Source organism: Paenibacillus sp. CR_12, assembly GCF_041953985.1.
Lineage (GTDB): Bacteria > Bacillota > Bacilli > Paenibacillales > Paenibacillaceae > Paenibacillus_AQ > Paenibacillus_AQ lautus_A.
Window position 1 is genome coordinate 18522 of sequence record NZ_JAVFHO010000011.1, and the last position, 14868, is coordinate 33389.

General features: G+C 49.9%; 15 protein-coding genes. All 15 read right to left on the bottom strand.

What is annotated here, in order from left to right; genetic code table 11:
• Positions 1-7 precede the first annotated feature (7 nt).
• The 15 genes from RB297_RS27655 to RB297_RS27725 all read right to left on the bottom strand — a co-directional run bounded on the left by RB297_RS27655 (position 8) and on the right by RB297_RS27725 (position 14756).
• The gene (locus tag RB297_RS27655) at positions 8-1297 is read right to left on the bottom strand and encodes a hypothetical protein (RefSeq protein ID WP_036665164.1); all 1290 of its coding nucleotides are present in this window, start codon (positions 1295-1297) and stop codon (positions 8-10) included.
• Positions 1294-2478 (bottom strand): hypothetical protein, encoded by a 1185-nt coding sequence (locus RB297_RS27660; protein ID WP_096776556.1) that lies wholly within the window; start codon positions 2476-2478, stop codon positions 1294-1296. The genes RB297_RS27655 and RB297_RS27660 overlap by 4 nt, the downstream gene beginning before the upstream one ends.
• 56 nt (positions 2479-2534) lie before the next feature.
• The gene (locus RB297_RS27665) at positions 2535-3383 is read right to left on the bottom strand and encodes a glycosyltransferase family 2 protein (RefSeq protein WP_015737317.1); all 849 of its coding nucleotides are present in this window, start codon (positions 3381-3383) and stop codon (positions 2535-2537) included.
• Complete coding sequence (locus RB297_RS27670) at positions 3373-4173, bottom strand: glycosyltransferase family 2 protein (RefSeq protein WP_096776557.1); 801 nt, start codon at positions 4171-4173, stop codon at positions 3373-3375. The genes RB297_RS27665 and RB297_RS27670 overlap by 11 nt, the downstream gene beginning before the upstream one ends.
• Positions 4170-5630, bottom strand: a complete 1461-nt coding sequence (locus tag RB297_RS27675; RefSeq protein ID WP_375121906.1) for an oligosaccharide flippase family protein — start codon at positions 5628-5630, stop codon at positions 4170-4172. Before RB297_RS27675 ends, RB297_RS27670 begins: the two co-directional genes overlap by 4 nt.
• A complete protein-coding gene (gene gmd, locus RB297_RS27680; RefSeq protein ID WP_009590886.1) occupies positions 5627-6625 on the bottom strand; it encodes a GDP-mannose 4,6-dehydratase in 999 nt (332 codons plus the stop codon). The genes RB297_RS27675 and gmd overlap by 4 nt, the downstream gene beginning before the upstream one ends.
• The gene (locus tag RB297_RS27685) at positions 6622-7581 is read right to left on the bottom strand and encodes a GDP-L-fucose synthase family protein (protein ID WP_096776558.1); all 960 of its coding nucleotides are present in this window, start codon (positions 7579-7581) and stop codon (positions 6622-6624) included. Before RB297_RS27685 ends, gmd begins: the two co-directional genes overlap by 4 nt.
• A 27-nt stretch (positions 7582-7608) precedes the next feature.
• A complete protein-coding gene (locus RB297_RS27690; RefSeq protein WP_192570653.1) occupies positions 7609-8313 on the bottom strand; it encodes a sugar transferase in 705 nt (234 codons plus the stop codon).
• Between the two features lie 16 nt (positions 8314-8329).
• Positions 8330-9223, bottom strand: a complete 894-nt coding sequence (gene galU / locus RB297_RS27695) for a UTP--glucose-1-phosphate uridylyltransferase GalU (protein WP_015737322.1) — start codon at positions 9221-9223, stop codon at positions 8330-8332.
• Positions 9224-9448: 225 nt separating this feature from the next.
• Positions 9449-10210 carry a YveK family protein gene (locus RB297_RS27700; RefSeq protein WP_009590440.1) on the bottom strand — a complete coding sequence of 254 codons (762 nt, stop codon included), beginning with the start codon at positions 10208-10210 and terminating at the stop codon, positions 9449-9451.
• Positions 10211-10506: 296 nt separating this feature from the next.
• Entirely contained in the window at positions 10507-11004 is a 498-nt protein-coding gene (locus RB297_RS27705) for a DUF1854 domain-containing protein (RefSeq protein ID WP_375121907.1), read from the bottom strand.
• Positions 11001-13139, bottom strand: coding sequence for an ABC transporter ATP-binding protein (locus tag RB297_RS27710; protein ID WP_375121908.1), 2139 nt, complete (start codon positions 13137-13139; stop codon positions 11001-11003). The genes RB297_RS27705 and RB297_RS27710 overlap by 4 nt, the downstream gene beginning before the upstream one ends.
• A gap of 120 nt (positions 13140-13259) precedes the next feature.
• Positions 13260-13697, bottom strand: a complete 438-nt coding sequence (locus tag RB297_RS27715; RefSeq protein WP_015737325.1) for a signal peptidase I — start codon at positions 13695-13697, stop codon at positions 13260-13262.
• A complete protein-coding gene (locus RB297_RS27720; protein WP_009590425.1) occupies positions 13687-13968 on the bottom strand; it encodes a PqqD family protein in 282 nt (93 codons plus the stop codon). Before RB297_RS27720 ends, RB297_RS27715 begins: the two co-directional genes overlap by 11 nt.
• On the bottom strand, positions 13965-14756 hold the full coding sequence (locus RB297_RS27725) for a hypothetical protein (RefSeq protein ID WP_015737326.1): 792 nt from the start codon (positions 14754-14756) through the stop codon (positions 13965-13967). Before RB297_RS27725 ends, RB297_RS27720 begins: the two co-directional genes overlap by 4 nt.
• Between the last annotated feature and the right edge of the window lie 112 nt (positions 14757-14868).

Consider the following 14868-nt stretch of genomic DNA (forward strand, 5'->3'; position numbering starts at 1 on the left):
TGTCCCCTTACTGTCTTGGAATGTTCTTTTCGCCGCCTGAATGAACGCTACCGGGATCCTTATGTATCAAACAGATCATGGTAAGGATCATTCCGTACGACAAGGTTTTATAGCTGACCTGAAACAACAAGCCGATAATGACAGGTACAAAGGCTGCCAGCATGTAGGGGAGCATGGTGATCGTAAACCGCTGAAGAGCCCTATACAGGATCCAGATCAGATAAGTCATCAACACTGCAATCCCGATCAGCCCTCCCTTGAGCAGGAAAAAGCTAACCGCCGAATGAGTGTAGGATACAAGAATGTTGTTTACCGCCGGATCGTGAAACAGGCCTCCCCACCCTACTCCCAGCAGCATGGAATACGGAGAGGCGGACGTTTCAGCCAGTACGGCGGCGAGCTCATCCGTTTTTCCGTTTGCGCCGAAATCCTCCTGTTTGGATACCAACAATTCAAATGAGTTGGATATTTGCTCCTGGGCAAGCATCCCTGCGGCGACAAGAATGATCAGACCGATGATCAGCTTATTCATCGATTTGCGCGAGCTCACGATGAAGTAAACGGCAAAGCACAGCATAGCAAGCGCAAGCGGCGCGCGCTGCGCAACGGCCATGAGAGACCCGAGGGCCAGGAAACCGCCAGTCAGCATCACGAGGCTCCCCAGCCAGCGAAACGGGCTGGAGCTTTTCCACGTATGAACCGCCATGATGGGAAGAAATACGCCGGCAAACGAAACGCTGGGATCATACGGAAGATACAGAAAATTATCAAAGTAATACATTCTGCCTACTTCCAGAGGGGAAATCTGTACAACCACGTAGAATCTGATGGATAAAATAACGCCCATTACGGAGATGATCCAAGGCAATATCGCAAGCCAGTTGAGCGTTGAGCGTTTCATTGCCGGCAAGAGCAGGAGCGGAACGAACAGATACACGCACGGAATCAAATCGCGAATAATATCCGTCATATCCCACCCATAAACGACACCGCCGTTCAGAAGCCCAATCCACAGCAAAAAGAAGAAGCCGGCATGAATAACGACAGGCACGGTACCGTAATGGCGATATAACGAGAAACCGCCGCCCATAACAATGATTCCGGTCGGGATCGATACAAACAAGATCAGAAGAACAGCAATCAAAGCTTCCGCGATCCCGGGCTCTGCTGGAAAAGGGGAACTGAACAAGGCATATAACAGCAACGCTGCTATAAATCCGAATCCCCCCAAGTTGGCCACTGAGCTTCTGCCCCGATTATGCAATGTATCCGCAGGGAAACTCAGATTGTGATTCATGGGATTGACTCCTTATCTTTTAAGATCAGAACGGTGAGGAGCATTCCGTAGGAGAGGGTCTTGAAACTGGGCTGGAACAACAATCCGATCATGATCGGAACCCCGGCCCCAAGCATGTACGGGAGATTCTGCATGTTTACGCGCTTTAAGCACTTCCATATAATCCAGCTCAGATAAGCCAAAAAGACAGTAATGCCGATAACCCCTCCCTTTAACAGGAAGAAGGTAAACGCCGAATGAGTAAACGAGACCTCGGACATGTAGGTCGGATCAAAAAACAGTCCCCCCCAGCCTATACCAAGCAGCAGCGTATACACCGACTTGGACGTTTCCTGAAGCACGGCCGCCAATTCATCCGTCTTCCCGTTCGCTCCGTAGTTCACCTGCTTGGATAACAGCAAATCAAACGAGCTCGTGATCTGCTCCTGGGCCAGAATCCCGGCTCCTATCAAGATCACGATAATGACGATCAACTTCCGTACAGACCTTCCGGAACTTACGCCGAAATACACCGCAAAGCATAGGGCTGCCAACCCCAGAGGGGCCCGCTGCGCTACGGCCATGAGCGAACCTAACGCCAAAAAACCGCCGATCAGCATGGCCAGGCTGCTTAGCCAGCGGAGCGGATTCGTGCTTTTCCACGTATGCACGGCCATAATCGTCAGGAAGACGCCGGCAAACGAAACGCTCGGGTCATAAGGCAAATACAGAAAATTATCAAAATAATACATTTTCCCGATATCCAGCGGCGAAATGCGAACTTCCATATAGAATCTGATGGATAAAATAACGCCCATTACCGCGATGAGCCACGGAAGAATAGACAGCCATTTGAATTTGGAACGATTCATTGCGGGAAGCAGCAATAAAGGGACAAACAAATATACGCATGGAATAAGATCTCGCAGTATATCCGTTGAATCCCAACGATATATGACGCCTCCATTCAGCAGCCCCAGCCACAGCAGCACAAAAAAGCCCAAATGCAGCGGCATGGGGACGGTGTCATATCTGCGATACAGCGTAAAACCGCCGCTCATGACCAGAATTCCTGTCGGAAGCGAAACAAACAATACCAGCAACGCCGCGATCAGCACTTCCGTCATGCCGGGATTGGCTGGAAAGGGCGCGCTGAAGATAGCGTAAATCAAGAGGGCCAGAATAAAGGCAAGCCCCCCCATAATTCCTCCTCCAGTCGGGACCGGGGACAACTGATTACCGATAGCAGTACGGCTGTTCATGTCCCCTGGCTTACTTTCCGGAGCTCCGACATCTTGATTCCGATCTGCCAGTAATAAACCGAACGTGCGAAAGCATAGTGGAAGCCGGCGGAACCATCGAGAAAGCCAAGCTTAATGATATAAGAGTGTATAAATGCAACCGCCCACTTCAAAGGCATCCGGTCGAACAGCTTCTTCTGGAGGCTTCGGATGAAAATTTGGGATTCGTTCAGGTTCCGAAAGCCGCCATTGGTGCGCACAACCGCCTCCCAATCCGAATAACGGTTATGCTTCGCGAAATAATCAAACAGGGAATCATGATCATAGTGCACCATACAGCTGCTGAGCACCCCGGTACTTCCATCAATCTGAGGCTGATAATGCCCTTCCACTTCCCACATGTTCGACGCCGACAGATCGTCATGGTCCAGAAATCTGCCTAACCGGCGGTGGAACAGTACCAGCTTATACATCCTGTGCCCGTGCTTCAGCACCTTGTTCATGAATACATAGTCATACGCCACGAAATAGCCTGCCGCCAAATCCCGCTTTTCTTGAAACAACCCCTCCATCTCGGCGACCAGCCGGGGTGTGGCTTCTTCATCCGCATCCACGTAAAACACGTAGTCATTGCGGAACGGCAGCTCCTCAAGGCACCATTGCTTTTTCTTCGGATATTGGCCATTCCATGTAAAATTGATGACATGTGCACCCATTTCCCGTGCAATGGCACATGTTCGATCCGTGCTGTTGGAATCCACGACGAACACCTCGTCAAAAGCGGATACCGAAGCCAAGCACTTGGCTATGTTTTTTTCCTCGTTCTTCGTCATGATAATGACGGACACCGGGATTTTATTTTTCATAGGAAAAGCGCACCCTCTTATAGATTTTAGGAAAGCTATGTTTAACCAAACGAACGCCCCATTGCAGCAGCGCGATCGAAGCGCGGAGGACGATAGGCATCCCGAGAATGGTTTTACGGATAAACCACTGGTCCCGTTGGCCTTGTTTATGCTGGGTTTGGGAGATACCGCCCTGCTCAAAAATGCATATGGGTTTACGGAGGTACGCTGCGGTCCCGCCCTGCAACAAGAGTTCCGCTGTCAGGGCATAATCCGCTCCGATCGGGTATTCCAGACGATATCTGATGCTGCTCAAACTCCCCCGCCTGAAAGCCATGGATTGGTGATGCGTAAACATGCCGTACCACATGCGCTTATGACTGCGTGCCGTCTTATACAACAGTTCACCCGACCGCGCTTCTTCAAGCGCATCGCCGTACAGCAAATCCGGGAGATGATGCTGGATAGCTTGCATACGAAGCCGTTCGCCTATCGTATCATCATAAAATCGATCGCCGGAATTCATGAAGACCACATACTGGCCATTGCAACATTCCAGCCCTTTATTCATCGCATCATATATCCCTTGATCCGGTTCACTGACAAAGGACACTCGTTCATCTTCAATATTCTGAAGAAAAGCCAGCGTGCCGTCATCCGAGTTGCCGTCAACGACGATCCATTCGAGCGAGCAGGATTGCGACTTCACGCTTTGCCACGTTTTGATCAGACCCTGTAGATTATTTCTGCAGACCGTGACTACGGAGAGAAAAACTTCAGATCTGTCTTCTACCCATTGAGTCCGTATCATTTGTAACTGGCTCCCTTTAATCGAACTTGCTGTTCCATGTTTTTGTTCCTGCCTGCCAGACGCATCAACTGACGTATCAGATCAACAGGGTGGAAATGCACCGAAATGCCGAGTCTTCGCCGCACCTCTACCCACATCCAACCGTTCTGCGCAAGCAAACCGCATACCATCACGACGGCAAGCGCAAACGGTCCCCATGCATGAACGACCGTCACGGCCGCAATTACCGTCACGACACTGGTAATCAGCGTGATTCTCAACATGGCCCGCTCATGGCCGGTTAAGGTCAGAAGGAGTCCTGAAGGGCCTGCGAATAAATTGATGAGCTGACCCAGCGACAAGATGGCCAGAATGGCATGACCTGAGCCATAGGCAGATCCAAATGCCAATTGAAGCACTTGCTCGCCCATCAACATAAAAACCATTCCAATGACGATTGCGGGCAGCGTAGATATGCCAACAATGATCCGGCCGGCATTTTGAATGCTCGGGAACTGGCCGCTGCCGAAATACTTGGAAATGATGCTTGTCATCAGCGTATTCATCAACACGACGAAGAAATTAAGCACGGCCATTAAGCGTACGGCTGCACCATAAATCGCCACTTCGCTCTCATCGTAAAAAACGCCCAGAATCCAGATATCGCTAGAGGTGAGCATAAACAGCGCGACGTTCGAAGCCATCATCGGGAGAGAGACGGCAAGCAGCCGCCGAGCGTTTGGCCCATGATCTAAGGCCGGCTCATTCGTTGGGTTCCGGAACCCTCCCTGGAGAAGCTTCAGCAATCTCCAACCGGCGACGAAGCAGCTAATCCCCATGCAGACCGTAACCAAGATGAGCGCATGCTCCAACGATAATGATGAACGCCCCAGCCACATCAACAACCCTAAACCTGCCAGCATGAGAAAGTTGGACAAAACGCCGCTAAACAATGTAGCCTGCCTCACATCACCGTGTCCCCGAAAGGTTTCGGCCATTACATTTTGCAAAACCGTTAACATGATCCACAGCCCGGTCCATAACGCAGCCGATGCCATAATTTCCGAGCCCAAAACCCCTCGAAGCAGCGTCAGCTGCAGGAATGTATACAGTATGCCTGTACCGGCTGCTCCGAGCATCGCAATCTTCAGAGACAGCAGCGCGGTTTTACGGGCCCATGCCTGCCTTCCTTTCTCCCTCTGCTCGGCCAAAAAACGTATGATGCTCTGGTTCAAACCCAGCGTGCCAACCACGCCGCCAAAAAAGGCGATATTGAAAGCCATCAAATAGGCGCCGAAGGCTGCCGTATTCAGTACCCTGGACAGTAAGATATTAATGAGCAGCGCGGACCCCGCGAAGAATGCCCGCCCTGCAAATATCCACAAACCGCCGTTGACCGTTCGATTACGGGTGAGTTTGCGAAGATCGTGAAACCTTTCTAACTTATGCCGCGTGCTGGACGATCGTTTGCTTCTCACACGTATGCCGCCGACAGCGCTTCTTGGTATTTGATCTCTGCGCGCACCCGCTTCATGTCCTCGTCTACCATCATCTTAATCAGCTGTTCAAAGCTGACCTCAAGCTCCCACCCGAGCTGCTCTTTAGCTTTTGTGCAATCGCCAAGGAGCAGGTCTACCTCCGCAGGACGCACGAATTCGGGATCAATGACGACGTAATCCTCGTAATGCAAGCCCACGTAAGAGAAGGCTACCTCAAGGAGTTCCCTTACGGTGTGCATTTCGCCCGTTGATATCACGAAATCGTCCGGCTGCTCTTGCTGGAGCATGAGCCACATGGCTTTGATATAATCCCCTGCAAATCCCCAATCCCTCAATGCATCCAGATTCCCCATTCGCAGCTCCTGCTGCAAACCATGCTTGATCCGGGCAACGGCATCCGTGACCTTCCTGGTAACGAACTCCAATCCCCTTCTGGGCGACTCATGATTAAATAAAATGCCGGAGCATGCGAACATCCCGAAGCTTTCGCGATAATTCACCGTGATCCAATGGCCGTATACCTTGGCTACCCCATAAGGGCTCCGGGGATAGAAAGGCGTTGTCTCTTTCTGAGGCGTTTCCACGACCTTGCCAAACATTTCGCTGCTGGACGCCTGATAGAAACGCGCCTCCGGCTTCACCAGCCGGACCGCCTCCAGCATATTGGTTACGCTGATCGCCGTCATTTGGCCCGTTGCCAGCGGCTGCGGCCAAGAAGCGGCTACATAGGACTGGGCTGCCAGGTTATATACTTCGTGCGGATCGGCGATGCGGACCGCTTCGATTAACGAGGCGAGATCGGTCAGATCCCCGGATATCCAGTGAATCTTATCTTTAATATGGGTCACGTTCTCGTAATTAGGTGTGCTGGTCCGGCGGCGCAATCCAAAAACCTCGTACCCTTTGCTTAGAAGAAACTCAGCCAAATACGAACCGTCTTGACCGGTAACGCCAGTGATTAATGCTCTTTTCATATTGATCCTCCAACGGATTTACTGTAGATCTGTTGCGATTCTAAATAGTGCTCATAGGTTCGGGCCAATCCTTGCTCAAGGCTGATCGACGGCTTCCAGCCGAGGGCTGTCAGCTTGCTGACATCCACCAGCTTTCTGGGCGTACCGTCGGGCTTAGAGGCGTTATAGACAAAACTTCCGTCATAACCGACAGTGGAGGCTATGCTCTCTGCAAGTTCCCGGATGGACACATCCTCTCCGCAACCGATATTGACGATTGTATTGTCCTCGTAATGCTTCATCAGGAACAAACAGGCATCGGCAAGATCGTCAGCGTAAAGGAATTCCCGCTTCGGCTGACCGGTACCCCAAATTTCCACCTCGCGTTGACCTGTCTCCTTAGCCTCATGTATCTTTCGCAGCAGCGCGGGAAGAACATGGGAGGTTTCCAGATCGTAGTTATCGTTCGGGCCGTATAAGTTCGTAGGCATGGCCGAAATGAACCGGGTACCATACTGCCGATTGTACGATTGGCACATCGTGATTCCCGCGATTTTGGCAACGGCATAGGGCTCATTGGTAGGCTCCAGGGCGCCGGTCATCAAATATTCTTCCTTCATTGGCTGCGGAGCCAGTTTGGGGTAGATGCAGGTAGATCCGAGAAAGAGCAGTTTTTTTACCCCGTACCGATAGGAAAGATCAATGATATTATTCTGGATTAGAAGATTGTCCCGTATGAAATCCGCTGGGTGATCCCGGTTCGCAATGATACCGCCGACTTTGGCGGCAGCTAGAAACACATACTCTATCCCTTCACTGCTGAAGAAGCGTTCCACGCGATCACGTTCACGCAAGTCCAGCTCCTGGCTGGTACGGGTAACCAGGTTGCGATATCCTTGCAACTCCAATGCCCTGACAATGGCAGATCCCACGAGACCGCGATGACCAGCCACATATATTCGGGAATCCAAATTCATTACCGCCATCTCCTTTTAAGAGGTTGTTCAAAAAGCATCTTTGGACCCCATGAACACCCGGACCGTCTTGAACAGGATCCGAATGTCCTGGGTCGTGGATTGTTCACGGATATACCTTAAATCCAGCTCCACCATTTCGCGGAACCCCAGGGCGTTTCTGCCGCTTACCTGCCACAAGCCGGTACAGCCCGGAACCACGCTCAGCCGCTGCATGTCGTAAGGGGTGTAGGCTTCTACTTCCGCAGGCAGTGGGGGCCGCGGTCCGACCAGGCTCATCTCGCCTCTCAGTACGTTCCACAGCTGCGGGAGTTCATCCAGGCTCGTTTTTCGAAGAATGCGTCCCACCTTCGTGATCCGTGGGTCGTTCTTCATTTTAAACATGGCACCTTCAACCTCATTTAGGTGAACCAGCTTCTGTTGAAGCTGTTCCGCATTAACGACCATGGAGCGAATTTTATACATTTTGAACGTTTTTCCGTTCTTGCCTACCCGAATCTGCGAGAACAGCATCGGTCCTCGGGGGCTTTCCACCTTCATGCACACGAAGATGATCATAAACAAAGGCAGAAGAAGAATAAGGCCAACAGCGGATAGCACGGCATCCGTTGCCCGTTTCAACCGGAAGTACCCTGAACGGGGCTTCACCGGATAAGAGCTCGCACCTGTCATCACGGGAAATTCTTCGGCTGCAGCGGTTTCCAACGTTCTTGTTTCAATCGTTTCGATATTCATGGCTTGATTCAATCTCCTATCTAGCCAACGTTCGGTTCTTATGTATCATTTGCTCAAGTCCGTGCAAAAGGGGGAGCCGCAGCTCCTCTTTCATCAACGCGAATTCAACCGATGTAAGAATGAACCCGAGCTTTTCCCCGACATCATAGCGCGTACCTTCATATTGGTAGGCATACACTTCCTCGATTTCAGTCATTCGCTGAATGGCATCCGTTAGTTGGATCTCCCCGCCGATTCCTTCCTCCATCTGCTCCAGGTAAGAGAAAATCGCGGGGGTCAGAATATAACGTCCCATGATCGCCAGATTGGAAGGTGCGTCCTCGGCTTTCGGTTTTTCTACCATTCCTTGCACTCTGGACAGCCCTCCGATGGTGGGCACCGGATACGGATCAATGATTCCATATCGGTGTACTTCCTCAGGAGATACGTACTTAACGCCAATCACGGAACTCCGGGTCTGTTCATACTGTTCGATTAACTGCTTGATGCACGGTTTCTCCGCACGAACAATATCATCCCCGAGCAGGACGGCAAACGGTTCGTTGCCTATGAATTTTCGTGCGCACCATACGGCATGCCCCAGCCCTTTGGGCTCTTTCTGGCGAATATAATGAATGTCCGCCATGCGAGAGGGCCGCTGCACCTCATGAAGCAATTCAAGCTTCTTGGTCTGCCTAAGCTTATGCTCCAGTTCAAATGCATGGTCGAAATGGTCCTCAATCGCCCGCTTGCCTTTGCCTGTAACGATAATGATGTCCTCGATACCGGACTCAATCGCTTCTTCCACAATGTACTGGATCGTAGGCTTATCCACGATCGGAAGCATCTCTTTGGGCATTGCTTTTGTAGCTGGCAAGAATCGAGTACCCAGTCCGGCAGCAGGAATGATAGCCTTTTTAATGGTTGCCATTGTCCGTTCCTCCTCTATCCTAATTCGTTCGTTTTACCGGAAAATTGGGTATTCCATGTGAAGCTCTATGTAAACAAGAGAGGGCATCTAACCCTTCCTCACTTTACGCCATCGACGATGAACGTCTAAGCCATCCTGTTTGACGGATGCCCACAGCATAATCGAGTGCCTACGGTGGTAGAGGTTCAGTAGGCATTACCTGATGTATGCTTTAAGTAACAACGTTTATTCGGACGCGTTAACGATGGCCTTTCCGGAACCGGGCGGTTCAACCGGACTCCGTCTTGACACGGAGCTGCCTCTCGCTTTGAAGTCACTTGACTTGAAGTGCTGTATGACGGCCAGTGTCGGAAGTCCGAGAACCAGTTCAACCTCTTTGTCGGTGCGGATGGAATCATCCAAATATTCGAGCAAGAAACAGAAACCTATCGACAGCATCAGCGACACAACGAAAGCAATCACGACATACAGCAAAGGACTTGGAGTGACCGGTCTGGGATCGGCGTTATTCTCGTAGAGGATGGTGATGTTCCCGCCGGGAATGATAGAGGATATTTCAGATTTGAATACGTCGGCAACGGCCGTCGCTACTTTGAGTGCGCCATCGTAACTATAATCCCTGACGGATATCGTCATGACAGGTGTATCCTGTACGGTATCGACCACCATCATATCCATCAGGTCTTTCACGGTCAGCTTCAATTCCGGGTGCTGTTCCACCACTTTTTCCAGAATCACGCTAGTTCCGATAATTTCTTTGTATGTATAAACCAGACGCATCCCCATATCCATATCATCTGAACTAAGGACAGACTTTTTTTCTTCGGTCTTATTGGTCACGATCATCTTGTTGCTTGCTTCGTACTGGGGTTCAACCATTCGATAACTGTAAAATCCAACGAGTACGCAGACTACGGCAACCACGAGGAGAATTAACCACAGCCTTTTCTTCAACACGGTTGCATACTCTTTAATTTCAAGTTCCACTGAATTTCCTCCGTCCATAAGCAAATGTGCTTCCGTAGATACATTTTGTATCATTTAGCATCTTCAATTTACGATACAATTCGTATCGTGTCAATACTGATTTGGTCTTATTTACCTACAAACGATACATTTTGTTACACAATCAGAAAGCTAATTCAGATCTTTCAACATGATTTCTAGGCATGTAAGCGTACACAAATATAAATGCATGGCTGAAACAAAAAAGAAAAACGCCCCCATTCGGCAGACGTTTACATTTTTTGGTACTCTATTCTCTCATTTGTGAGTCGTTATAACTAATTGATCTTATTCCAATAGAGCTTGCTCTGTTTGTCGAGACGTGTAACATCGCGGAGGACGTATCGTCTGCCCTCCGTATCCTTGATTGTATAATCATTCTCCGAGAGGAAATCGATGCTCTCTTGCGGCTGGTCTATGCGAAATGAGATCCTGCCATATGTCGTCTCCACTTCCCATAGCCAATTCCTGCCCCGGCGCTTGATTCCCATAATTTTCAATATCTCGGGTATCAAATAGCTTCGCTGCAGTTCTTCCCTGGCAGCCGACTGGCTTTTCTTATCCAGTTCATCCAGCGAAAGAATAAAATGAACCTCTTGATCCAATGCAGAGCGCACAGAAATGTACCCCTCCGGCTTCGTGACCGGAAATGTCAGAACAAGGCGCACTTTACCGATTGTCTCTCGGTTTTTTTCCGCCTCTAGTTCACCTATCCCGTTACGATAGAGTCGAAGACTTTGGTCCTGAGCCCATACTTCCCTTCTCGCTACCATCATGTAGCAACCTCCTGCATCGGTATCCATTCGTCTTTCGGGGCTTTCGCCTGCGCTGCATGAAGCAAACGATGATATACCCCTTGGCGTCTCAGAAGCTCTTCATGGCTTCCACTCTCGACTAGCCTCCCTCCTTCAAGAACCAGAAGCCGATCCGCTCGCCGAAGAGTCGACAGCCGATGAGCAATGACAAGGGTCGTTCTGCCTTGAACCACCGTATCCAGCGCCTCCTGAATGACAGCTTCGGTCTCCACATCGACCGAGGAGGTCGCCTCATCCAAAATCAGAATCGGGGGATCGAGCAGCACGGCTCTGGCAATGGCTATACGCTGCCTCTCTCCTCCGGACAACCGATGCCCTCTTTCTCCTACCTTTGTCTCATAACCGTCAGGGAGGCGGCATATAAAGTCATGCGCATTTGCGGTCCTTGCCGCTTGAATAATGTCCTCTGTACTGGCTTCGGGGCATCCATAAGCGATATTCTGCGCTATGGTCCCATCGAAGAGGAAGGTTTCCTGAAACACTACCCCAATATTTCTCCTTAACTCCTCTTGCTTAATGCTGGTAAGCCTTCGTCCGTCCACATAGATGTCCCCCTCGTCCGGATCATAAAGTCGGCACAACAGATGGATCAAGGTCGACTTCCCCGCTCCTGACGGACCGATGATGCCTATCATCTCGCCAGGTGCTATTCGTAGGTTGATCCCTTGGAGAATTCGCCGATCTTGCGTATAGCCGAAAGCCACCTGATCATAGACGATTTCGCCTTGAACGTTGTTAAAGCGCGGAGCTTTCTCGTCATCCTTCACTTCAGCAGGCGTTTGAATCACCTCAAAGATTCGTTCGGCCGATCCCAGCACCTCATTGATCCAGCTGGCGGATTGCGCCAGCCATTTGACAGGACCGAAGAACATGATCAAATACGATGCATATGCGCTTAATGTTCCGACAGTCATGCTGCCTTCCAGCACGCTCCGTCCTCCGGCAAACCATACGAGGGCTGCAAACAGTGACATGAATAACGTGAGTACCGGCGTCATGAACATCCATAAGTTCTGAATTGAAATCATGCGATGAACATATTTTTGATTGACCTGATCAAAACGTGCTTTCTCGGCTTGTTCCTTGGAGAAGGCTTTTATGATTCGTATTCCCTGAAGAGCCTCCCCAACCATATTTTGAACGTGAATGGACGACTGCCACTGGGCATACCACATGTCCCGGACTTTCGGCCACAGACGCATCACAAGGATTCCAAGCGGCGGCAGCGGCAGAAGGATCATCAGGGTCAAGCGCCAATCCAAATAGAACAGCATTCCCATAATAAAAATAGCGGATAAAAATTGAGAGGTCAGGTGAACAATCCCTTGCGACATAAAATTTTTGAGCGCATCCGTATCCTGATTAATGCGTCCAATATATTGGGATACCTGCCGATTATCAAAAAAACGCATCGATTGTTTCATCAGGGCATGAAACATATCTCTGCGAATCTCTCCTAGGAAGCGTCCACCGATCCTAATGGCCGTATAACCTTCGATCATCTGAAGCAATGCCTGCAGAATATACAAACCGGCGAGCATTGCGGCCAACCATATCAATGACGCGGAATCCCCGTCTGAGCGAGTAGGCGATGATATTTCATCAATGATCCATTTGATTACGTAGGGTGGTGCCAGGGATACAAGAACGGTAACGGTTACGATGATCCCCATCATCATGATAGAAGATCTATAGGCTCTGCTCCGCTGAAGAAGATGGGACACCGTACTCCATTTCGGATTGCAGCGCATGCAGAAAGCGGAAGCTGTCCGTTTTGCGCGGCCGCAGCGGTCACATTTCCCCTTCTTTTCATCCAAATCGCCGCGTTGGTCCATACGATGCGGCGATGAATCCGTTATCCACTGTTCTACTTGCGGCAGAGCCTTGCGACAGGACTCAAGGTACGGTTCCGTGAATCGTAAAATTTCAACCGGGCCGTCCGAAGTGCCAGCGACAAGACAACCACCGCCGATGACCTCAACCAGGTCGATGTTCATCATTTTACGCTTGGGAATATCCAGCAATTCCCTTCCTTCCCGATCCAGCGCCTGCAGCCTGGAAGCTGTAAACACAAGCTGCAACGGTTCAAAACGCACATCACGATTCAAGTCTCCGTGCAATATTAGCCAGGGCGTCTCTTTGCCATGCGTTTCCGATCGTTCCGAAATCCTCGATCCTCGTTTTCGTAATATCCTCATATCATCACATCTTTCTATTTAAAGCCTTCTTAACGACAAATACCGCCTTACCATCTTTGGCCACAGCGGTATGTTGAGCGTTATCCAGGTTAGAATCGACAATTTCCAATGATCGGCAGGAATCCAACCCTTCCTTTTATAAGTTCCGGTAAAACGTCCCAAGATTTGTTCTTTCCGTACCGGCTCATCCGGGACAATGTTGGTGTCCCCTTTAAATATGTATCGTTTCAAGCTGCCTTCGCCATGAATGTCATGAAGCCGATGACAGACGAGGCTTCCCGCTCCTGTAACAAAGAGATAGACTTCACCGATTCTGGCTTCCTCATGATTGAGCTTTTCAAAAGAACTTAGCTCCCCCTCCACCATGAAGGGGTACATGCTGCGCCCCAAGGAGGGAAGTTGGATCCCCCCGCGTCTTTCCATCCACTCGTTGGCGATTCTGGCCTCATCCAGCATACGTCAGAAGGCCGCTGCCCAACAGTTCTTCAATAAATGGTTTTACGTCCTGCTCAGCAGTATGACGGTCAATGTCATACTCCTCCGCAATTTTTTCAATGATTCCTTCCATGTGCCCATATTCCGGGATGATGCTCCAGATATACCCCCCGAGTTCATTCAGCTTGGTTGCCACATGCTCCTTCATGTTCAGCAGTATCCATTCGTTTCCGATCATTTCGCTTTCAACATGCTCGTTTCTTATCAGCAGCCTCGTTTGTGTTTGGCTCATGAAATCCTCTCCCAAAACGTATCATTTTTCTGAAAATAGAGCTGATAGGAAGGTACTTGCTGCACTACCTTCTTACATAAAGCAATCATATTTCTTGTTTCCTCAGGATCATGACGCCAATAAAACACCTTATCCAGCATTAGCGCGAATCCATCTAACGGCGTTATGGACACACGCTCCACTTCAGGGGATTGAATAATGTAATGGATGCCGGATAATTCGGCTTCCTCAAGTTCACAGGGATTCTCCATCTCGCTGCGAAATGGAGAATCGAACACGGTTACACGTCCGTTTTCTTCTATGTACAGAAACGTAGCTTCATCAGATAAAATCGGACGGGGACGCGACAGCTCAGCGACAGTCGACTTACCTGCACCGGATTGGCCTGCGAACATCCACGCTTTGCCGTCTTGAACCACACAAGAGGAATGGATCAGCAGTCCGCGCTCTCCATGGATTAGCCATGAGCTGTACAAATTAATTAATGCATGCTTCAGGGCAAACTCGTCATAGACATGGATTTCCGCCGAACTGTAATCCCGGGATGAAATCATATGATAATCACAGCGTTTGAAGTTAATTAGATGTTCGGATACAGAAATCTGGACAGGTCCATCATCAAATGGCTCTCCGTACCCACCTCGAATACGAACATACAAATCAGCCTGAGGATCCTGACCGGAAATGGCGGATACCCTAAATCGCTTGGCGACAAATTCGGCTATCCGTTTCGATTCGGTTTTAAAGGACACCCGGGACTTTCCGACTATTGCCGTTGCTACATACATATGATCAACCTCGACTTCCACCTATAATAATTCAATTCCAGCGAAGCGCTTTATGGAACGATGAACAAAGGAATGTATAAATACTACCAAATAGGGTTTCCGCCGCCGCCCG